The following is a 21,177-nucleotide window of genomic DNA, read 5'->3' on the forward strand; positions in this document are numbered from 1 at the left end:
CCGATTGACGGATTCAACTAGTCCGTTTCCCGGTGAGCGGGCCGAACCCGCGCCGCTCCACGGCCCGCCGGCGGGGGAGGCGGGCCGTCGCACGTACGAACCGAGAGGCTTTATGTCCAGGCTGCAGGCCGAGCACTTGTACAAGGTGTTCGGCAGACGACCCGATGACGCGGTGCGGAAACTCGAAAGCGGCAGCGACCGCGAGGAGCTCCGCGCCGACGGCACCACCGCCGCGGTGATCGATGCCTCGTTCACCGTCGAGCCGGGCCAGATCTTCGTCGTCATGGGTCTGTCGGGATCCGGCAAGTCCACGCTTCTGCGGATGCTCAACGGACTGCTCGAACCGACCGCGGGCCGAGTGCTGTTCGACGGTGACGACATCACCAACATCAGCGCCCGCAAGCTGCGCGAGGTCCGCTCCAAGAAGATCAGCATGGTCTTCCAGCACTTCGCGCTGTTCCCGCACCGCAGCGTGCTCGAGAACGCGGCGTACGGCCTCGAAGTGCAGGGCCTCCCGCGCGCCGAGCGCGAGAAGCGCGCCACCGAGGCGCTGCGCCTGTGCGGCCTCGAGGGCTGGGAGAAGTCCTGGCCCGACGAGCTGTCCGGCGGTATGCAGCAGCGCGTGGGCCTGGCCCGCGCGCTGGCCACCGACGCCGATCTGCTGCTCATGGACGAGTCGTTCAGCGCCCTCGACCCGCTGATCCGGCGCGATATGCAGGACCAGCTCCTCGAACTGCAGAAGACGCTGAAGAAGACCATCGTCTTCATCACCCACGACCTCAACGAGGCCATGCGTCTGGGCGACCAGATCGCCGTGATGCGTGACGGGCGGATCGTCCAGATCGGCAGCTCCGAGGACATCCTGGTGCGGCCGGCCAATGACTACGTCGCGTCCTTCATCCAGGACGTGGACCGCTCCCGGGTACTCACCGCGGGCGCGATCATGGAGCAGCCCGAGGCCGGGGTCTCCGCCAAGGAGGTCCTTGCCGACGCGCCCGCGACCGTCACCGAGGACACCCCGCTGGTCGAGCTGTTCACGCCGTCCGCGAGCAGCGACGCCGCGGTGGCCGTGACCGGCGCCGACGGCGAGCTCTCCGGTGTCGTCTCGCGCGAGCAGCTGCTGTCCGCGCTCGGCGAGGGCGAGGAGCACGCGGCCGAGGAGCACGCTGCCAAGGGCGAGACCGCCAAGGGCGAGACCGCCGAGGGCAAGGCCGCCGAGGGCAAGACCGCCGGGGACAAGAGCGACGCCGTCCCCGCGCCCCGCGGCGCCACCTCCGGAACGACGAAGGCGGACTCCGCCGACGAAGACGGTCCGCGCGATGCCGAGGAGGTGGCCGCTCGTGCCTAGGGTCCCCCTCGGAGACTGGGTCAACAGCGGAGTCACCTGGCTCCTCGACCACATGAGCTGGTTGTTCGACGCCATCAAGGCGGTCGTGACCGGCCTCTACGACGGCATCAACGCCGTTCTCTCGGCGCCCGAGCCGCTGCTGCTCGTGGGCATACTCGCCGTCGTCGCCTGGTGGCTGCGCGGGCTCTTCGCCGGTGTGCTGACCTTCGCGGGCTTCGGGCTGATCATCTCGCTCGAACTCTGGGACAACGCGATGATCACGCTGTCCCTGGTGCTCGTCGCCACCATCGTCGCGCTGGTGATCTCGGTGCCGCTCGGCATCTGGGCCGCGCGCTCGAACACGGTCAGCGGTCTGGTCAGGCCCGTCCTGGACTTCATGCAGACGCTGCCGGCGATGATCTATCTGATCCCGGCCATTCTCTTCTTCGGCATGGGTTCGGCCGCGGGCATCATCGCGACCCTGATCTTCGCCCTGGCGCCCGGCGTCCGCATGACCGAGCTGGGCATCCGCCAGGTCGACAAGGAACTGGTCGAGGCGGCCGAGGCGTTCGGCACCTCGCCGCGCAGCACCCTGCTCCGCGTACAGCTGCCGCTGGCCCTGCCCACGATCATGGCCGGCGTCAACCAGGTCATCATGCTGGGCCTGTCCATGGCCGCCATCGCGGGCATGGTCGGCACCGGCGGTCTCGGCGGCGACGTCAACCAGTCCATCGGCCAGCTCGACATCGGTCTGGGCGCCGAGGCCGGTGTCTCCATCGTCATCCTCGCCATCTACCTGGACCGGATGAGCAGCTCCCTCGGCAGCCAGGTCTCGCCGCTCGGCCGCCGTGCCGCCGTGAAGCTGCGCGCCGCCCAGGGCCTGAAGATCTGGAACTACCGTCCGCGCCCCGCGTTCGCGGTGATCGGCGTCGTGATCCTGGGTCTTGTCGCGGGCGGTATGAACGTCATCGGCAAGTCCGGCTCCGGCACGGCCGCCGACGGCACCGACGTCGGCCAGGGCAAGAAGATCTCCATGGGCTACATCCCGTGGGACGAGGGCGTCGCCTCCACCTTCCTCTGGAAGGAGATCCTGGAGCAGCGCGGCTTCAAGCCCGAGGCCAAGCAGCTCGAGGCGGGTCCGCTCTACACCTCGCTCGCCCAGGGCCAGCTGGACTTCCAGACGGACGCCTGGCTGCCCACCACGCACGAGCAGTACTGGAAGAAGTACGGCGACAAGCTCGAGGACCTGGGCGACTGGTACGGCCCCACCTCCCTGGAGCTCACCGTGCCCTCGTACATGAAGGGCATCGACTCCCTGGAGGACCTCAAGGGCCAGGGCGGCAAGTTCAAGGGCAAGATCATCGGCATCGAGCCGAGCGCCGGCATGATGAAGCTGCTCAAGGACAAGGTGCTCAAGGAGTACGGCCTTGAGGGCGAGTTCGAGGTCGTCGACGGCTCGACGCCCGCCATGCTCGCCGAGCTGAAGCGCGCGTACGCCAAGAAGGAGCCCATCGTCACCACCCTGTGGTCGCCGCACTGGGCCTACAGCGACTTCGACCTGAAGAAGCTCAAGGACCCGAAGGGCGCCTGGGGCAAGGGCGACCAGGTGCACTCCGTGGCGCGCAAGGGCTTCTCGAAGGAGAACCCCGAGGTCGCCAAGTGGATGAAGAACTTCAAGCTCAGCGAGAAGCAGCTCACCAGCCTTGAATCCGAGATCAACAAGGCGGGCAAGGGCCAGCAGCAGGACGCCGTCCGTGCCTGGCTGAAGAAGAACCCCGGCCTGGTCGACAAGCTGGCCCCGGTCAAGAAGCAGGCCTCCACCGAGGGCGGCAAGGGCGAGGCCGCACGTCCGGTCAACGTCGCCTGGTTCCCGTGGGACGAGGACGTCGCGGTCACGTACCTCTGGAAGAACGTCCTGGAGAAGCGCGGCTACAAGCTGAACCTCAAGCAGTCCGACGTCGGCCCCGTCTACGCCGGACTCGCCTCGGGCGCGCTCGACGTGAACTTCGACGCCTGGCTGCCCACCACGCAGAAGCAGTACTGGGACAAGCACAAGAACGATCTGAGCGACCTCGGCTCCTGGTACAGCCCGACCTCCCTCGAGGTCGCGGTGCCCAGTTACGTCAAGGGCGTGAAGACGCTCGACGACCTCAAGGGCAAGGCCGACCAGTTCAACGGCAAGATCGTGGGCATCGAGCCGGGCGCCGGCATCATGACCACGATGAAGGACAAGATCCTTCCCGGCTACGGCCTCGACAAGGAGTACGAGCTCGTCGACGGCTCCACGCCGGCCATGCTCGCCGAGCTCAAGCGCGCCTACGCCAAGAAGGAGCCGGTCGCCGTGCTCCTGTGGACGCCGCACTGGGCGTACAGCGAGTACGACATGACCAAGCTCAAGGACGACAAGGGTCTGTTCGGCAAGGGCGACACGATCCGCAACATCGGCAGCAAGGACTTCCCGAAGCAGTACCCGCAGCTCTCGAAGTGGTTCAAGAACTTCAAGATGAGCGAGGGCGAGCTGTCGAGCCTGGAGAACGAGATCAAGAAGCGCGGCAAGGGCCATGAGGAAGAGGCCGTCGCCGCGTGGCTGAAGGGCCACCCGGGCATGGAGGACCGGATGGCACCGGTCGCGTAACCGGTCATCCGCTCCCTGAGGGGTGGGCGTCGCCCGGGGCCTTCGGTCCTGTGGCGAAGCCCACCCCTCGGTCCGTTCCGGATGTCCTTAGCTCTTCCTTACGCTCGACAGGGCCCCGTCACGCTCGACCGGGCCCTCGCCCCTACCGCCGCCGGAACGTCTCAGTGACCACCCCGCCCCGGCCCGTGCGTCTCGCCGCCGCGGCCGTGTTCGCACTCGCCCTCCTGATCGCCCTGATCCAGGTCGGGCGCGCCGACGCCGCCCCCATATCCGCGGCCGCCGCCCGGCTCGCCTCGCTCACCCAGGACGTGCGCGCCGCCGACGGCCATGAGTACGCGGCCCGCGACGACACCGGGCGCACCATGGACGCCGCCGAGATCGAGCAGGCCCCCGACGGCAGCTATCTCGCCGTCTACCACTCGGTCCTGGACGACGGCCGCTTCCACGCCGCCGTCGCCACCTCCGCCGACCTGCGGCACTGGACCCGCCGGCACGACTTCGGACCCGGCACCCACCAGGCCTCCCTCGCCAAGGACCCGGCGGGCGGCTATGTCCTCGCGTACGAGAAGGACCCGCGCAACCACATCGCCGTACGCCGCTACGCGGACCTCGACGCCCTGCTCACCGGCCGCGCCACGCGCGCCTTCGACGCACCGCGCACCCTGTCCCGCTGCGCCGAGGGCACCCCCAGCATCACCGCGGTCCACGGCGGCACCGTCGAGCTGACCGGCCACTACCGTGCCGGCTGCGACACCGACCGCCAACTGACCGCCACCCTCAGGGACTTCAGGACCTGGCACGCCGAGCCCGACCGGCGGCTCGACGGCGCCCTGCGGGCCTGGGGCAACCACGGCAACATCGGCGACCGGGCCCCGCTGCGCCTGGCGGGGCGCGAGCTGGTCCTGATCGAGGGCCAGCGGTGGCGGGACGACTTCGGCAGCTGGCGCACCTATGTGTACGACGCCCGGCGCGGCCTCGCCGCCCGGCTCGACCTGCGTACCCACGGCGGCAGCCAGGCCTTCGCCAACCCGTCCGCGAGCCTCATCACGGCGCCTGACGGTGAACCCGCGGTGCTGCTGAGCGTGTTCATCCCGCAGGAGGGCTCGGCGCCCGGCGAGGCGGGGCAACTGGTCTTCTGGCGGAAGCTGAAGGACTAACGTCCCGACGGGTGTGAAGGTGCCCTTATGTAGGTTCGGCAGGGAGATGAGCCAGAACCTTCACACACCCGTGGATGCCCCCGTGGGCGCCGCCGCGACCGCCACCACCGCTCGTCGCCCCAGGACCGGACGCGCCCTCCTGTGGGGACTCGTGCCCCTGCTCTCCGTCGGCCTGCTCGCCTGGCTGCCCTTCTGCTGGCTCGCGGCCCGCACCCGCCGCTGGACCTACGGCCTCACCGCGGCGCTGTACGCGGTGGCGGCGCTCGCCGGGCTCGTGTTCATGCCGGAGGACGAGAACGTCGACAGCCCCTGGGACTGGCTGCTCGTCGCCGTGTGGTTCTGCGGTCTCGTGCACACCGTGATCGCGTTCCTGCTGCTGCGCGACGGGGAGAGCGTCCAGGACACCAACCGCGCCGCCGTCTCCGCCGCCCTCGCCCGTGCCGCGCGCCGCAGCGAGGCCCGCGAGCTGTTCGACAAGAACCCCGGTGCCGCCCGCGATCTGCGCATCGGCCGTCCCGATCTGCCGCGCGGCTACGACGACGGAGGGCTCGTCGACCTCAACACCGTGCCCGCGGCCGTCCTCGTCACGCACCTCGGGTTCAGCGCCGCGGAGGCCGAGTCCGTGGTGACGGTCAGGGCGCGGATGGGGCGCTTCGACGGACTTGCCGAAGTCATCGCGTTCACCGATCTGGCCCCGGCCCGCGTGGACGCCGTCCGCGATCTTCTGGTCTTCTCGGCATGACCGGTGCCGGACCGGTACCGGCCCCGTGCCTGACCGGCGCTGTCCGGGGACCTGCCCGGTCAGGGGTGCCCCGCTGTACGGTCGGATCCGCCCGACCGCCGACAGGCCCGCTCGACCGCTCCGCGAGTGTGAACGGAGAGAGTGAGGTTCGCCGGGCCGTCGGATCGGGCACCTGGAGCAGGAGAGCAGTTGACGAGGCGCGAACCGCGCGCCTTGCGTAGGGTGCAGAACACACCGTCCGACCGCACGCACTCGAGGGGGGCCGGAGCATGGACGACAAGGAATCCGCCCGGGTCGGCGTGGCCATCCGCCGCCGTCGCAGGGCACTGAGCCTGACGCTCGCCGCGGTCTCGGGGCGCAGCGGCCTTTCGGTGCCGTTCCTGAGCCAGATCGAGAACGAGCGCGCGCGCCCCAGCAGCACCTCCCTCGAGCGCGTCGCCGACGCCCTCGGCACCACCGCCGTCGAGCTGCTCTCAGCTGCCGACGCGGAGCGCACGGTCGAGGTCGTCCGCGCGGACCACACGCAGGACTCCGCGAGCACCCGCAGACTCATCCGCGGCCAGCACCAGCTGCACGCCCTGGAGTTCGTCGGCGACCACGACGCCGGCCGTGAATTCCAGCACCGCAACGACGAGTTGATGTACGTGGCCGAGGGCGCCGTGGAGGTCGAGGCCGAAGGCCGCGCCTACCGCCTGGCGCGCGGCGACACGATGTTCCTGTCCGGTGGCGTCCGCCACCGCTGGCGGGCCGCGGTGCCCGACACCCGCGTCCTGGTGGTCGCGGTCGCCGAGCACATCAAGGCCGAGCCGGAGTGAGCCGCGGGGCCCGCCGGTGAAGGTCGTCTCGCTCGTCCCCTCCCTCACCGAGGCGGTGGCGTCCTGCGCGCCGGAGCTGCTCGCCGGGGTCACCGACTGGTGCACTCATCCGCCGGACCTGGACGCGCACGGCGCCGTGCGCGTCGGCGGCACCAAGAACCCCGACGTGGCGCGCATCGTCGCGCTCGCCCCCGACCTGGTGCTCGCGAACGAGGAGGAGAACCGCGCCCCCGACCTGGCCGCGCTGCGCGCCGCGGGGCTCGATGTCCTGGTCACCGAGATCCGTGATCTGCCGTCGGCACTGCAAGAGCTGGAGCGGGTCCTGGTGCGCGGCTGCCGTCTCGGCCGGCCCGGCTGGCTGGACGTGGCGGCCGAGGCCTGGCACGCGCCCGCGCGCCTCGCGGACGTACGGGCCGTCGTGCCGATCTGGCGCAGGCCGTGGATGGTGCTCGGCCGTGACACCTTCGCCGGTGACCTCCTGGCCCGCCTCGGTGTCGTCAATGTGTACGCCTCGCACGCGGACCGCTATCCGCGTATCCCTCTGGACGAGCTGCGCGCGGCGCGGCCCGAGGTGCTCGTGCTGCCCGACGAGCCGTATCGCTTCTCCGCCGAGGACGGGCCGGAGGCGTTTCCCGGTGTGCCCGCCGCGTTGGTCGACGGCCGTCATCTCACCTGGTACGGACCGTCGTTGGCGCGGGCGACCGAGGTGCTGGGAGCGCAGCTGCGGGCGGCTCTGGCCTAGGCCCGCTCTCTGCGGTTGATGACCGCGCGGTCGACCTGGTTGCCGTCTATCGTCCTGCGGGCTCGTCCTCAAACGCCGGACGGGCTTGGGTTTGCCTCCTGCCGCGCTTCGTCGATTGAGGAGCGGAGCCGTGATCCGCATGAAGCGGAGCCGCCGGCAGGCGCCCCGACACCAGACCTCGCACCGTCCCCGACGCCGCCGTGGCCCAGGCCGCCACGAGGAAGGCGTACAGCGCCGTCGCGAGCCAGCCGTAAGCGGTCAGGCCGGTGTGCCTGGCCAGGCCCGACGCGCCGGTGACGCAGGTGCCGACGGGGAACGTGAAGCCCCACCAGGTCATGGTGAAGCGCATGCCGGCGCGGGCGGCGCGGATCACCAGGGCGCCCGCGAACGCCAGCCACAGCAGGGCGAAGCCCATCACCGGCACGCCGTAGACCACGGCGAAGGCGCCGAAGGCATGGGCGTAGGAGGAGCCGATCGCGCCCGGTGCCACGTCGGCAAGGGCGTTGACGGCGGTGGTCGACTGGCCCAGCGGACCGAGGGCCAGGAAGAGGGTGGGCGTCAGGGCGAGGGGCAGCGGGCCGCCGGTGATGAGGCGGCCGAAGATCATCGGCAGCATCACCAGGGTGGCGAGCAGGCTCAGGCCGAACGTCGCGTAGCTGCCGAGCAGCAGGGCCTCCTGCCACTGGCCGGCCGGCAGGTGGGGGAGCAGCAGCGGCCCCTGCGCGGCCGTCACCATGGGGGCGACAACGGGCAGCAGCCATACGGGACTTGCGGTGCCGGGGTCGACCTTGTGGCGGGTCACCATCAGATACGGGATCGCGGCGGCGGCGAGCAGTCCGATCAGGGTGCCCGTGGTGAACAGGACCGCGTCGACGGCCACCGCCGCCCGCTCACCGATGACATCCCTGCCGACGGCGAGGGTGCCGCCGCCGACCGCGAGCAGCGCCATCGACAGACAGCCGTAGAACGGGGCCACCGCCGGGTCGAGCAGATGGGCGCGGGCCTGGTCGCGATGGTGCAGCCAGTGTCCGGCGCGGGCGGTGAGCAGCGTCAGGAGCATCAGTACCGACAGCGCCCACACGGCCACGGCCACGCCGCGCGGCACCGGTTGGGGCAGCGCCGCACCGGCCGAGGCGACGATCGCGGTGCCCATGACGGTGGCGTACCAGTTGGGGCCGAGATGCCGCAGGGCTCCGGAGCGCAGGGGTGCGGTGGCCGCGGGGGAGTGGGACGGCGAGGGTGAGGGGAGGGGGCGGGGGTGCGCGTGACTGGCCATGGCTCCAGCGTGCGCCGTGGTGCGCGTGGCCACTAGGGATCATGCGGCTATGAGGACATAACCCCAGGTTATGGGTACCGGTCCCGCGCGCCCTCCTCGTGCGGGAAACTCAGGAAGCCGCCTGGACCAGGGCTTGCATGACGCGCAGGTCCTCGCCCATCTCCGGGTGCCATTGGACTCCCAACACCCAGGAGGGGCCCGGGAGTTCGACCGCCTCCACGGTTCCGTCGGAGGCGTGGGCCGAGACCACCAGGCCGCGCCCGACGCGGTCGACGGCCTGGTGGTGATAGGTCGGGACCTGGTCCTCGTCCGGCACGATCGAGGCGTACAGGGTGCCCGGCACGGGCTTCACCGGGTGGCGGCCGAAGACGCCCTCCTGCACGGCGTGGCCCTCCATGTGCTGCACGAGGGTGCCGCCGAGCGCGACGTTGAGCAGCTGCATGCCGCGGCAGATGCCGAGGAGCGGGGTGCCGGAGGCGAGCGCCGCGTCGATCAGGGCGAGTTCCCAGGTGTCGCGGGCGCGGGCCGGCGGGCCCGTGCGCGGGTCGGGTGCGGCGCCGTAGCGCACCGGCTCCACGTCGGGGCCGCCCGCGACGACCACCGCGTCGAGCCGGTCGACGACGGAGGCGGCGCGGTCGGGGTCGTCCGGCGGGAGCATCGCCGCGAGCCCGCCCGCCGACTGCACCAGACGCGGATAACCGGCGGGCAGCAGCGCCGCCTCCAGGTCCCACACGCCCCAGCGCGCGTCCGTCAGATACGTACTGACCCCGATCAACGGCCTGGCCACCACTCACGCTCCCTTGTTCCCGTGTCCCGCGTCCCGTGTACGTGCCGGAGTCCACGGACTCCTCGCTGTCTGCCAACTCGGCTGCGCCCGCGGACGTTCCGGTTTCGTACGACCAGTTCGGGTGCCCGCCCCGTCTCCGGCCGTGGCCCGCTAGTCGCGCTGCAGCTCCGCCTCGGCCGCCGCGAGTGCCGCGAACTCCTCCTCGGGGGCCTTCGCCACCAGGTGCTTGCGGCTGTAGAGCCCGAAGTAGGCGATGGCCACGACGTACACACCGAGCGCGATGAGCGCCGCCGTCACATCCACCAGGAACGTCGCCACCAGGGCCGAGCATGCCAGGACCAGGGCGATGGACGAGGTCAGGATGCCGCCGGGGGTGCGGTAGGGGCGCTGGAGTTCCGGCTCGCGGCGGCGCAGGACGATATGCGACAGCGACATGAGGGCGTACGAGATGGTGGCGCCGAAGACGGCCACGTTCAGCATCCGCGCGCCGTCGCCGCTGCCCGCGGCGAGTGCGAAGCCGATCGCGCCGGGCACCAGGAGCCCCAGATAGGGCGCCTTGCGGCGGCTGGTCAGGGACAGGAACCGGGGCAGATAGCCCGCGCGGGAGAGTGCGAAGAGCTGGCGCGAGCCGGCGTAGATGAGCGAGAAGAACGAGGCCACCAGGCCTGCCAGGCCCGCGTAGTTGACGATCCGGCTGAGTGTCGTCGCCTCGCCGCCCGGCTGCAGTGCCTCGACCAGCGGGTTGCCCGCCTCCTGGATGGCGGCCGAGCCGCGTGCGCCCGCCGACGCGAAGAAGGTGAGCAGCGCGAGGAAGACCAGGATGAGCATCGACCAGCGGATGGCCTTGGGCAGCGTACGGGCCGGGTCCCTGGTCTCCTCCGCGGCCAGCGGTACGCCCTCGACGCCGAGGAAGAACCACATGCCGAACGGGAACGCCGCCCAGATGCCGAGCAGTCCGAACGGCAGCCAGGAGTTGGCCCCGAAGGCGGACGTGTCGACCTTGATGTCATTGAGCCCGGACGCGTCGAACTCCATGAACGCGCCGACCGCGAAGACGAGCAGCGCCGCCACCGCGATCCCGGTCACCACGAAGCTGAACCGCAGCGCCTCGCCCACGCCCCACAAGTGGATCCCGATGAAGATCAGGAAGCAGGCCAGGATCAGCGGCCAGCCGGACTCCAGGCCGAACAGGCCGAGGGACTCCACGTAGTCGCCGATGAAGATCGAGATGGCGGCGGGCGCGAGAACGTACTCGATGAGGATCGCCGTACCGGTCAGGAACCCGCCCCAGGGGCCGAGCGCCCGGCGCGCGAAGCCGTAGCCGCCGCCCGCGGTCGGAAGCACCGAGGACAGTTCGGCGAGCGAGAAGACCATGCACGTGTACATCACGCCCATGAGCACGGTGGCGATCGCGAGCCCGCCGAAACCGCCTTCCGCCAGGCCGAAGTTCCAGCCGGAGAAGTCGCCGGACACGACATAGGCGACGCCGAGGCCGGTGAGCAGCAGCCAGCCCGCGCTGCCGCGGCGCAGCTCGCGCCGCTCCAGATAGTCGTCGCCCGTGGTGCCCGGTCCGTTCCCGGCGCCGGGTGGCGCGCTCTCGCTGTTGCCCTCTGGGCGTGCTTGCGTCATGGCAGGGGCTCCCCGCATCGGCCAATGGAATGGCTCCATACCTTTGCGGTGCGGGCGGCCGGAACGCAAGACCCGTGCGTTACTTTCGGGTTACGCGAGGCCGCGGTGGGGGCGCCGCGGCCCTCCCGGGTCACGCGAGGAAGCCCCGCAGCAGCGCCGCCGTACCCCCGCAGTGTTCCCGCATGATCTCCCGCGCGCCGTCCGCGTCCCCTTCGAGCACCGCCTCGACGAGCGCCGCGTGCTGCTGCTGCGAGTGCTCCAGGTTGCGTACGAGCAGCGGAATGCAGTCGAGCAGGTCGTTGACGGTGGCACGGACGGACGCGTACTGCGCGGTGAGCGTGGGGGAGCCGGACAGTTCGGCCAGGGTGAGATGCAGCAGGGTGTCGAGCCTGCGGTATTCGGTGAGCGGTGCGTCCTGGGTGGCGGCGAGCGCCGCGAGCAGCCGCTCCTCCTCGTCCGGCAGCAGTCCCTGGGCGGCGCAGAGTTCGGCGGCGCCGGTCTCCAGGGTCTGCCGGAAGCGCAGCACGTCCTCGACGTCGACGCCCTGCACACGGCGCCGCAGCTCGTCCTCGCCGCCCGCGCCCTCCGGCCTGGCGCGGACGAACGTTCCGCCGTAGCGGCCACGCCTGCTCTCCACCAGACCCTGGTCCTGCAGCACCTTGAGCACCTCGCGCAGCGTCACCCGGCTGATGCCGAGGAGGTCCGCCAACTCCCGCTCCGGAGGCAGGCGTTCATCGGCGGTGACGAGGCCGAGCCGGACCACTTGCAGGATCTGTTCCAGGGCTTCCTCGAAACCGTTGCCCGCGCGCACCGGGCGCAGGACCTGTGCGACGCGACCCGTGCCGTCGACCGTGGACATCGAGCGTTTCCCCCTTCCCAAGGAATGGTCTGCAGGCATACCTTATGGCCTTCAGGCCGCCGAAGGAGGAGTCCCCGTGGCAGACCGCACAGCCCCGCTGGGCGTCGAGGAGCTACGCGCCCTCGTCGCGAGCGGCGAGATCGACACCGTCGTCCTTGCCTTTCCCGATATGCAGGGCCGGCTGCAGGGGAAGCGGTTCGCCGCGCGCTTCTTCCTCGACGAGGTGCTCGAGCACGGCACGGAGGGCTGCAACTACCTGCTCGCCGTGGACACCGAGATGAACACCGTCGACGGCTACGAGATGTCGAGCTGGGACCGCGGTTACGGCGACTTCGCCATGCACCCCGACCTGTCCACGCTGCGCCGGGTGCCCTGGAACGACGGCACCGCGATGCTCATGGCCGACCTCGCCTGGGACGACGGCTCACCCGTCGTCGCCGCGCCCCGGCAGATCCTGCGCCGCCAGCTGGAGCGCCTGGCCGAGCTCGGCTACACCGCACAGGTGGGCACGGAGCTGGAGTTCATCGTCTTCAAGGACAGTTACGAGGAGGCCTGGGACCGCAACTACCGCGACCTGATCCCGGCCAACCAGTACAACATCGACTACTCCGTCCTCGGAACCGGCCGTATCGAGCCGCTCCTGCGCCGGATCCGCAACGAGATGGGGGCCGCGGGCCTCACCGTCGAGTCCGCCAAGGGCGAGTGCAACCCGGGCCAGCACGAGATCGCGTTCAAGTACGACGAGGCCCTGGTCACCTGCGACCAGCACGCCGTCTACAAGACCGGCTCCAAGGAGATCGCCGCCCAGGAGGGTGTCTCGCTCACCTTCATGGCCAAGTACAACGAGCGCGAGGGCAACTCCTGCCACATCCATCTCTCGCTCGCCGACGCCGACGGCACCAACGCCATGGCGGGCACCGCCGACGACCCGGGCGGCATGTCCCCGGTGATGCGGCACTTCCTCGCCGGACAGCTCGCCGCGCTGCGGGACTTCTCGCTCCTGTACGCCCCCAACATCAACTCGTACAAGCGCTTCCAGCCCGGCTCGTTCGCGCCGACCGCGGTCGCCTGGGGCTACGACAACCGCACCTGCTCGCTCCGTGTCGTCGGCCACGGCCGCTCGATGCGCTTCGAGAACCGGCTCCCGGGCGGTGACGTCAACCCGTATCTGGCGGTCGCCGGGCTCGTGGCCGCCGGGCTCCACGGCATAGAGCAGAAACTCGAACTCCCCGAGGCCTGCCCGGGCAACGCCTACACCGCCGAGTTCGAGCATGTCCCCACCACCCTGCGCGAGGCCGCCGAGCTCTGGGAGAACAGCCCCGTCGCCAAGGCCGCCTTCGGGCCCGAAGTGGTCGCGCACTACCGCAACATGGCGCGGGTCGAACTCGACGCGTTCGACGCCGCGGTGACCGACTGGGAGCTGCGCCGCTCCTTCGAACGTCTGTGAGGAACCCCCTCTTGCTCCAGGAACTTCAGGTACTCAACCCGGCGACCGAGGAGGTCGTCGCGACCGTTCCGGCCGCCGACGCGGCCGCTGTCGACCGGGCCGTGGCACGCGCCGCCACCGTCCAGGAGACCTGGGCGGCCACGGCCGCCGCCGACCGGGCCCGGCTCCTGCGCCGCTTCGCCGACACCGTCGACACCCACATCGAGGAGCTCGCCGCCCTCGAGGTCCGCGAGGCCGGCCACCTCGCCGGGAACGCCCGCTGGGAGGCCGGGAACGTACGCGACCTGCTGCTGTACGCGGCCGGGGGAGCGGAACGCCTCAACGGTGCGCAGATCCCGGCACCCGGCGGCTGGAACGTCACCCTCCAGGAACCGCTCGGCGTGGTCGGCGTGATCGCCCCCTGGAACTTCCCGATGCCCATCGCCGCCTGGGGCTTCGCCCCGGCCCTCGCCGCGGGCAACGCCGTCGTGCTCAAACCCGCGGAGACGACCCCGCTGACCGCGCTCCGGCTCGCCGAACTCGCCCTGGAGGCTGGGCTTCCCGAAGGTCTCCTCCAGGTGCTGCCCGGGCTCGGGAGCGTCGCGGGGCGGGCCCTGGTCGACCACCCGCGGGTCGCGAAGATCGTCTTCACGGGCTCCACCCGCACCGGCCGGGAGGTGATGGAGCGCTGCTCCGCGCAGGTCAAGCCCGTCACCCTGGAACTCGGCGGCAAGAGCCCCAACGTGGTCTTCGCCGACGCCGACCTGAAGGCCGCCGCCGACCCGTTCGCGTTCCTCGACAACTCCGGGCAGGACTGCTGCGCCCGCACCCGGATCCTCGTCCAGGAGTCGGTGTACGAGGAGTACGCCGCGCTCCTCGCCGAAGCGGTGCGCGCGGTCGTCGTGGGAGACCCGGCGGACGAGAAGACCCAGATGGGACCGCTCATCTCCGCCGGACAGCTGGCCCGCGTGCGGGAGTTCGTGCCCGACGACGCGCCCGGAGTCCGCGGCACCGCACCCGAGGGGCCCGGCTTCTGGTTCCCGCCGACCGTGCTCACCGGCGAGGCGCCCGACGCTCCCGCCGCGGTGGAGGAGATCTTCGGCCCGGTCGCGGTGCTCCTTCCGTTCCGTGACGAGCAGGACGCGATCACCCTCGCCAACGCCACTCCGTACGGCCTCTCCGGCTCGATCTGGACCCGTGACGTCGGCCGCGCCCTGCGGGCATCGGCCGGGATCAAGGCGGGCAACCTGTCCGTCAACTCCCATTCCAGCGTGCGCTACTGGACCCCGTTCGGCGGCTACAAGCAGTCCGGCCTCGGCCGTGAACTGGGCCCCGACGCCCTGACCGCCTTCACCCAGACCAAGAACGTCTTCATCAGCACGGAGGGCTCCGCACTGTGACCGAACAGAACATCTGCCGCCGCCTTGTCGGCCGCACCGCCGTCATCACCGGAGCGGGCAGCGGCATCGGCCTCGCCACCGCCCGCCGGCTCGCCTCCGAGGGTGCGAACGTCGTGTGCGCCGACATCGACGAGAGCGCGGGCAAGCAGGCCGCCGATGAGGTGGGCGGCACCTTCGTACGGGTGGACGTCACCGACGCCGACCAGGTCGAGGCGCTGTTCAAGACGGCCTACGACACCTACGGCTCGGTCGACGTGGCGTTCAACAACGCCGGGATCTCGCCGCCCGACGACGACTCGATCCTGGACACAGGCCTGGAGGCGTGGAAGCGCGTCCAGGAGGTCAATCTGACCTCGGTCTACCTCTGCTGCAAGGCCGCCATCCCGTATATGCGCGAGCAGGGCCGCGGCTCCATCATCAACACCGCGTCCTTCGTGGCGATCATGGGAGCCGCCACCTCGCAGATCTCCTACACCGCGTCCAAGGGCGGCGTGCTCGCCATGTCGCGCGAACTGGGCGTGCAGTTCGCCCGCGAGGGCATCCGGGTCAACGCGCTGTGCCCCGGCCCTGTCAACACCCCGCTCCTGCAGGAGCTGTTCGCCAAGGACCCGGAGCGGGCGGCGCGCCGTCTCGTGCACATCCCGGTGGGCCGGTTCGCCGAGGCGGAGGAGATCGCCGCCGCGGTCGCCTTCCTCGCGAGCGACGACTCCTCGTTCGTGAACGCCACGGACTTCCTGGTCGACGGCGGTATCGCCGGGGCGTACGTCACCCCGGTCTAGAGCGCCTGTTCACCTTGACGTCACCCCACTGACAGCCGGGCGTCGCGAGGCGCCCGGCTGTGCTGTCTACGGTCCGAAGCAGCACAGCGACTGAGCAGGAGAGAACGAGAGTGCCGGAGTCGAGGAAGAACAAGCGCCGGGCCCTGGTGGCCGCAGTCGTCGCCCTGTGCGCCGCGGGCGGCGGTCTCGGTGTCGCCCAGGTGGCCGGAGCCATCGAGGGCGAGCACCACGCGGACCGCCCGGCCCTCACGGTCACCGACGGCTGGCACGGCGACAACCGGGCCGCGCTGCAGCGGATGATCGACGACTACGGCCCGGACGGGGACAAGCGCGCGAAGCTCAAGGGCAACAAGCCGCTCGCCGTCTTCGACTGGGACAACACCGTCGTCAAGAACGACATCGGCGACGCCACCATGTTCTGGCTCCTGCGCCACGACAAGCTGCGCACCCCCGAGGACGGCGACTGGCGCACCACCAGCCGGTATCTCACCGCCGCCGCCGCCAAGGCGCTCGCCGCCGCCTGCCCGGCCGGTCGCACGACGCTGCCCACGTCATCCGACACCGGCTGCGCCGACGAGATCCGCACCGTCTACTCGGACGGCGAGACCACGGCGGGGGACGCCGCCTTCGCCGGGTTCGACCACCGCCGCATGGAGCCGCAGTACGCCTGGCTCGCCCAGCTGCAACAGGGCTGGACCGAGGCGCAGATCGAGGAGTTCGCCGCCGCCGCGCGCAAGGAGAACCTGGACGCGGCCGTCGGCGCCGAGCAGCGGGTCGGCTCCGCGAAGGTCACCGGCTGGGTGCGCTACTACGAGCAGATGCAGGACCTGGTCAGCACCCTCAAGCAGGCCGACTTCGACGTCTGGATCACCTCGGCCTCGCCGCAGCCCGTCCTGGACGCCTGGGTGCGCGGCGCGGGCATCGACCCGGAGCGGGCCATCGGCATCCGCAACGTCCACGAGGGCGATGTCATCACCCCGCGCCTGCGGGGCTGCGGCACCGTCGATGACGGCGACGACGCGATGGTCACGTACATGGACGGCAAGCGCTGCTGGATCAACCAGGAGATCCTCGGCGTCGAGGGCGCGGCGGCCGAGAAGGTCCAACCCGCGCGTCACCGCCAGGTGTTCGCGGCCGGCGACTCCGACACCGACATCGCGTTCCTGCGCGACGCCACCGCCCTGCGTCTGGTCCTGAACCGCAACAAGAACGAAGTCATGTGCCGTGCCTACGACGACAGCGACGGCCGCTGGTTGATCAACCCCATGTTCATCGAGCCCAACAAGCAGCAGACCAAGTCCTATCCGTGCGCCACCACCGGCTACACGGAGCCGGACGGCAGCGAGGCCCCGGTGCGCCGCGAGGACGGCTCCGTCATCGCCGACCAGGAGGACACGGTGTTCTGACCGCGGAGGACACGGTGCTCTGACCGCGGAGGGGACGGTCTGCTGGCCGTGGAGGGGGCGGCTCCGGCATGTGGGGGCGGCTCCGGCGTCCTTGTGGGGCGAGGCCTCCGGGCCCGCCCCACAAGGCTGTTGTACCGTGCACGCACCATCCGGGACCCGCACCCGCAGAGGAACCACCATGCTTCGCAACCGTGCCGTCGCCGCCGCCCTCGCCGCGGCCGCCGCCCTGGCCGTCCTGCCCGCCGCGACCCCCGCGGCCGCGAGCCCGCCGGCCACCGTGACCGAGGCCGCCTGCCCTCGGCTCTCCGCCGATCTGCCCTGGTACGGCGCCAACCGCGCCAAGCTCCAGCGGACCATCGACGAACGCGGCCGCTGTGGCGATCCGCACCCGGACCGCAAGCCCGTGGCCGCCTTCGACTGGGACAACACCGTCGTCAAGAACGACGTCACCGACGCGACCCTCGCCTGGGCCCTCGCCCACGACAAGATCCTGCGCCCCAAGAGCTGGCGCGAGCGCAGCAAGTGGCTGACGGACGCCGCGGACAAGGCCCTCACCGAGGCCTGCGGCACCGGCGTCCCGGTCGGCGCGCCCTTGCCCACCTCCACCGACACCGGCTGCGCGGACGAGATCTTCGAGATCCGCGAGAACGCCCGGACGATGAGCGGCGACCCCGCCTTCGAAGGCGAGTGGAACCACCGCCGCACCGTGCCCGAATACGCCTGGGTGCCGCAGCTGTTCAGCGGTCACACCGTCGGCGAACTCTCCACATACGCGAGGAAGGCCAGGGCCGAGGCGCTCGCCGCGCCCGTCGGCGCGACCCGCCAGGTCGGCACGCACACCATCCCGGCGTACGTCCGCTACTACGACCAGCAGCGCGATCTGATCCGTACGTTGAAGAGGGCCGGGTTCGACGTGTGGATCGTGTCGGCGGGCTCCGAGCCGGTCACCGAGGTGTGGTCGAAGGGGGTCGGCGTGGACCGTGCGCACACCGTCGCCATCCGCAGCGTCCTCGACGGCGAGGGCCGCATCACGCCCTACAACGAGGGCTGCGGCGGCGTCGGCCGGACCAAGGGCGAGGCCATCCCGTACATCGACGGCAAGCGCTGCTGGATCAACCAGGAGATCTTCGGGGTCAAGGGGGCGAAGGCCTGGCAGCAGCAGGACGCCACCCGCAGGATCGCCCTCGGCGGCGGTGACGCGGACACCGACGTCACCTTCGTCGGCGACGCCACCGGCGCCCATCTCCTCCTGAACCGCAACAAGGACGAGGCGATGTGCCGTGCCTACGACAACGCGGACGGCCGCTGGGTGATCAACCCGATGTTCATCGAGCCGATGAAGAAGAAGACCGAGCCCTACCCGTGCGCCACCGCCGCGTACAACGAGGAGGACGGCGCCAAGGGGCCGGTGCGGCGCGCGGACGGCTCGGTCGTCCCGGACCAGCGGGACACCGTGTACTGATCTTCACCGGGCGTCCTAGGGTGTGCGGATGAGCATGACGACCCCGCCCGGCTGGTATCCGGACCCCACGGTCCCGTCCCTCGAACGCTGGTGGGACGGGGCCGCGTGGACCGAGCACACCCGGGACCGGGGCGGGCCGGACGGGCCGCCACCCGGACACTTCGGGCCCGCCCTCGCGCCTCCGGGGCATCCCGCGCCCGGCCGGTCCGGCGAGGCGTCACGTCGCGCCAAGGCGGCCGCCCTCGGTGCCGCGGGCCTCGTGCTCGTCGCCTCCATCGTGACCGGCGCCGTGGTCCTGGGCCGTGACGACGGCGACCCGGAGGCACGTACCCCCGCCTCCCCGAAGCCCCCTTCGGGCTCCTCGTCCTCCGGCACACCGTCCCAGGATGACCAGGGCGACCAGGGCGATGAAGGCGGCCAGAACGGCCAGAACGGCCAGGGCGTCCTGCTCGACCAGCTGTCCGGCATCTCCCTGCCCTTGCCCGACGGCTGGGAGCGCGAGGACCGCCCGGTCGACTCCTTCCCGACCGCCACCACCGTGGAGACCTACGACTGTCCGGGCACCGCCGCCCTGTGCCACCACGGCACGGTCACTTCGCACACCGAGGACTCCGCCGACAACGCGAGCGCCCGCACCGTCGCCGAGGGGGACATCGAGGAGGCTGCCGAGCGCGCCTACGACCGCGACCGCATCGGCCGCCGCCCCTTCAACGGCATGGAGTCACACCGCAAGGCGGCCGCAGGCGCCGTCCAAGTGGCGGGCGCGGACGGCTACTTCGTGCGCTGGCGCGTCAGGACCGCCTCCGGACCCGGCGGCCACGTCCAGTCGCTCGCCTTTCCCGCGCCCGGAGGCGCGGGCGCCATGGTCGTGGTGCGCTTCGCCTTCGACGCGGGCCCCGACGGTCCGCCGCTGTCCGTCATCGACGAGATCACGCGCGGCATCGAGCCCCTGCGCTGACCCCGCAGGGCCGCGCGGCTTCCGCCACAGGAACGTATGGCCCTTTACAGGAACGTAAGGCCCTCACCGCGGTACGTCGGCACCGTCGCCGTCACCCGGTCGCCCTCCACCAGATGCAGCGCCTCGAAGCGCTCGCACAGCTCACCCGCCTTGGCGTGCCGGAACCACACCTTGTCGCCGATCAGCAGGTCGTCGGCGGGGGCGCCGAGCAGGGGCGTCTGCACCTCGCCCGCGCCCTCCTGCGGGTCGTACTTCAGGCCCTCCGGCAGATAGGGCACCGGCAGCCGGTCCGGGCCTGCCGCGCCCGAGGCCGGGTAGCCGCCGCCGAGCACCGTCACCGCGCCGACACCGGGCCTGCGCACCACGGGCTGCGCGAACAGCGCCGCCGGACGGCCGCTGAACGACGTGTAGTTGTCGAAAAGCCGCGGCACATAAAGGCCCGAGCCCGCGGCGATCTCCGTGACGGCGGCCTCGGCGGCGGTGTGCTGGACGCTGCCGGTGCCGCCGCCGTTCACGAACTCCAGGTCGGGCGCCACCGCACGGACCGCGCGCACCGCGTCAGCGCGGCGCAGCGCCAGCTCCCTGCGGGCCGCGGTCTGCATCATGCGGATCGCCCGTGAGCGCACGGGCCGCCCCGCGAGCAGATCGCCCACTCCGGCCACATGGCCCTCGTACGCCATCACTCCGACGAGCCGGAACCCCGGCCGGCGCGCCACCGCGCGGGCCAGGTCGGCGACTTGGGCGGGGGAGTGCAGCGGCGAGCGGCGCGCGCCGATCCGCACCCGGCCGCCGAGCAGCTTGAACGCGGTGTCCAACTCCAGGCAGACCCGCACCTCTTCGCGCCCGCCGTCCCTTGCCTCGTCGATGAGCCGCAGCTGCGCCGGGTCGTCCACCATCACCGTGACGGCGGCCGCCAGCTTCGGATCGGCGGTCAGCTCGGCGAAGGCCGCGCGGTCGGCCGAGGGGTAGGCGAGCAGCACGTCGTCGAAGCCCGAGCGGGCCAGCCACAGCGACTCGGCGAGGGTGAACGACATGAGGCCCGCGAAGCCGTCACGGCCCAGGACCCGCTCCAGCAGCGCACGGCAGCGCACGGACTTGCTCGCGACGCGGATCGGCTTGCCCGCGGCACGGCGGACGAGATCCGCGGCGTTCGCGTCGAAGGCCTCCAGGTCGACGATGGCGACGGGGGCGTCGAGATGAGCGGTGGCCCGGTCGTAGCGGGCACGGTCGGCGGCACGGGCGGGCACGGCACGGGCAGTCATGGGCGCAGCCTGCCAGACGCATCTACCCGAGGGTAGGGGGATGATCCGGACAGATCGCCCGTGACGGCCGGACGGGTTCCCGCCTCACCTGCATCAGCCCGTAGAGTGACGCGCACGCAGGGAAGGAACGGGCCTGTCCCCAAAGGCGATCGAGCCGGGTCCGAGTACAAGGAGCGGGGGGTGCATGAGCACAGAAGCGCGGCGCGCTCCCATCCCCCCACGTCCCACCTCGCCGCCCCCGCCGAACCCGGCGACCCGGCTGCCCGACGAGCCGCCCGCGAGCGACACCGGCGCCCTCCCGCAGGCCGACCCGGACGCGGCGTCCGCCCCCGGCGCCGCAGGGCCCGAGCACGGCGGCGCCACCTCGATGCCCACCGTCCCGCCGCGCCCCGCAGGTCCGCCGCCCGTGCCGCCGCAGTACGCGGGGCCGGACGCGGGCAGCGCCGCCCCGGCGGCGCCGCGGCCCACGGACCGGGACGGCGGACCCGGCGAGGCTCCCGCCCCGGCCGGCGCCA

Annotated in this window: 17 protein-coding genes and 1 pseudogene; 13 read left to right on the forward strand and 5 right to left on the reverse strand. The window is 71.5% G+C overall.

From position 1 onward, the window contains the following. The first annotated feature begins 112 nt into the window (after positions 1 to 112). The 6 genes from ACFQVC_RS41150 to ACFQVC_RS41175 all read left to right on the forward strand — a co-directional run bounded on the left by ACFQVC_RS41150 (position 113) and on the right by ACFQVC_RS41175 (position 7,418). Positions 113 to 1,348, forward strand: a complete 1,236-nt coding sequence (locus ACFQVC_RS41150) for a quaternary amine ABC transporter ATP-binding protein (protein ID WP_381841450.1) — start codon at positions 113 to 115, stop codon at positions 1,346 to 1,348. After that, positions 1,341 to 3,962: an ABC transporter permease/substrate binding protein gene (locus ACFQVC_RS41155; RefSeq protein WP_381841452.1), complete on the forward strand. Its 2,622-nt coding sequence runs from the start codon at positions 1,341 to 1,343 to the stop codon at positions 3,960 to 3,962. Before ACFQVC_RS41150 ends, ACFQVC_RS41155 begins: the two co-directional genes overlap by 8 nt. 164 nt (positions 3,963 to 4,126) lie before the next feature. Continuing rightward, on the forward strand, positions 4,127 to 5,119 hold the full coding sequence (locus ACFQVC_RS41160) for a hypothetical protein (RefSeq protein WP_381841455.1): 993 nt from the start codon (positions 4,127 to 4,129) through the stop codon (positions 5,117 to 5,119). 46 nt (positions 5,120 to 5,165) lie between these two features. Then, on the forward strand, positions 5,166 to 5,861 hold the full coding sequence (locus ACFQVC_RS41165; RefSeq protein ID WP_381841458.1) for a ComEA family DNA-binding protein: 696 nt from the start codon (positions 5,166 to 5,168) through the stop codon (positions 5,859 to 5,861). Positions 5,862 to 6,130: 269 nt separating this feature from the next. Continuing rightward, on the forward strand, positions 6,131 to 6,676 hold the full coding sequence (locus tag ACFQVC_RS41170; protein ID WP_381841461.1) for a helix-turn-helix domain-containing protein: 546 nt from the start codon (positions 6,131 to 6,133) through the stop codon (positions 6,674 to 6,676). Positions 6,677 to 6,692: 16 nt separating this feature from the next. Then, the gene (locus ACFQVC_RS41175; RefSeq protein ID WP_381841464.1) at positions 6,693 to 7,418 is read left to right on the forward strand and encodes a helical backbone metal receptor; all 726 of its coding nucleotides are present in this window, start codon (positions 6,693 to 6,695) and stop codon (positions 7,416 to 7,418) included. Between the two features lie 46 nt (positions 7,419 to 7,464). On the opposite strand, the gene ACFQVC_RS41180 is transcribed toward ACFQVC_RS41175, so the two are convergent. The 4 genes from ACFQVC_RS41180 to ACFQVC_RS41195 form a co-directional block, all read right to left on the reverse strand. After that, on the reverse strand, positions 7,465 to 8,694 hold the full coding sequence (locus ACFQVC_RS41180; protein WP_381841467.1) for a TDT family transporter: 1,230 nt from the start codon (positions 8,692 to 8,694) through the stop codon (positions 7,465 to 7,467). Positions 8,695 to 8,803: 109 nt separating this feature from the next. Beyond that, the gene (locus ACFQVC_RS41185) at positions 8,804 to 9,484 is read right to left on the reverse strand and encodes a gamma-glutamyl-gamma-aminobutyrate hydrolase family protein (protein WP_381841470.1); all 681 of its coding nucleotides are present in this window, start codon (positions 9,482 to 9,484) and stop codon (positions 8,804 to 8,806) included. 147 nt (positions 9,485 to 9,631) lie between these two features. Beyond that, positions 9,632 to 11,110 (reverse strand): ethanolamine permease, encoded by a 1,479-nt coding sequence (eat, locus tag ACFQVC_RS41190; protein WP_381841473.1) that lies wholly within the window; start codon positions 11,108 to 11,110, stop codon positions 9,632 to 9,634. A gap of 130 nt (positions 11,111 to 11,240) precedes the next feature. Further along, a complete protein-coding gene (locus ACFQVC_RS41195; RefSeq protein WP_381841476.1) occupies positions 11,241 to 11,969 on the reverse strand; it encodes a FadR/GntR family transcriptional regulator in 729 nt (242 codons plus the stop codon). Positions 11,970 to 12,045: 76 nt separating this feature from the next. On the opposite strand from ACFQVC_RS41195, the gene ACFQVC_RS41200 reads away from it, so the two are divergent. From ACFQVC_RS41200 to ACFQVC_RS41225, 6 genes are all read left to right on the forward strand, one after another. Continuing rightward, positions 12,046 to 13,416, forward strand: coding sequence for a glutamine synthetase family protein (locus tag ACFQVC_RS41200; protein WP_381841479.1), 1,371 nt, complete (start codon positions 12,046 to 12,048; stop codon positions 13,414 to 13,416). Positions 13,417 to 13,427: 11 nt separating this feature from the next. After that, positions 13,428 to 14,795, forward strand: a complete 1,368-nt coding sequence (locus ACFQVC_RS41205) for an aldehyde dehydrogenase family protein (RefSeq protein ID WP_381841482.1) — start codon at positions 13,428 to 13,430, stop codon at positions 14,793 to 14,795. Next, on the forward strand, positions 14,792 to 15,574 hold the full coding sequence (locus ACFQVC_RS41210) for a 3-oxoacyl-ACP reductase (protein WP_381841485.1): 783 nt from the start codon (positions 14,792 to 14,794) through the stop codon (positions 15,572 to 15,574). Before ACFQVC_RS41205 ends, ACFQVC_RS41210 begins: the two co-directional genes overlap by 4 nt. 110 nt (positions 15,575 to 15,684) lie before the next feature. Beyond that, entirely contained in the window at positions 15,685 to 16,980 is a 1,296-nt protein-coding gene (locus ACFQVC_RS41215; protein WP_381841488.1) for an HAD family hydrolase, read from the forward strand. Positions 16,981 to 17,158: 178 nt separating this feature from the next. Then, on the forward strand, positions 17,159 to 18,442 hold the full coding sequence (locus ACFQVC_RS41220) for an HAD family hydrolase (RefSeq protein WP_381841491.1): 1,284 nt from the start codon (positions 17,159 to 17,161) through the stop codon (positions 18,440 to 18,442). Positions 18,443 to 18,470: 28 nt separating this feature from the next. Next, positions 18,471 to 19,400, forward strand: coding sequence for a DUF2510 domain-containing protein (locus ACFQVC_RS41225; protein ID WP_381841494.1), 930 nt, complete (start codon positions 18,471 to 18,473; stop codon positions 19,398 to 19,400). A 44-nt stretch (positions 19,401 to 19,444) separates the two neighbouring features. Here the strand turns inward: ACFQVC_RS41225 and ACFQVC_RS41230 are convergent, their stop codons facing one another. After that, complete coding sequence (locus ACFQVC_RS41230) at positions 19,445 to 20,647, reverse strand: amino acid deaminase/aldolase (protein WP_381841503.1); 1,203 nt, start codon at positions 20,645 to 20,647, stop codon at positions 19,445 to 19,447. A gap of 199 nt (positions 20,648 to 20,846) precedes the next feature. Between ACFQVC_RS41230 and ACFQVC_RS41235 the strand changes: the two are divergent. Continuing rightward, positions 20,847 to 21,177: pseudogene (locus ACFQVC_RS41235) on the forward strand (SUKH-4 family immunity protein); the annotation flags it as partial.

Origin of the sequence: Streptomyces monticola, from assembly GCF_042665355.1 — a bacterium.
Lineage (GTDB): Bacteria > Actinomycetota > Actinomycetes > Streptomycetales > Streptomycetaceae > Streptomyces > Streptomyces monticola.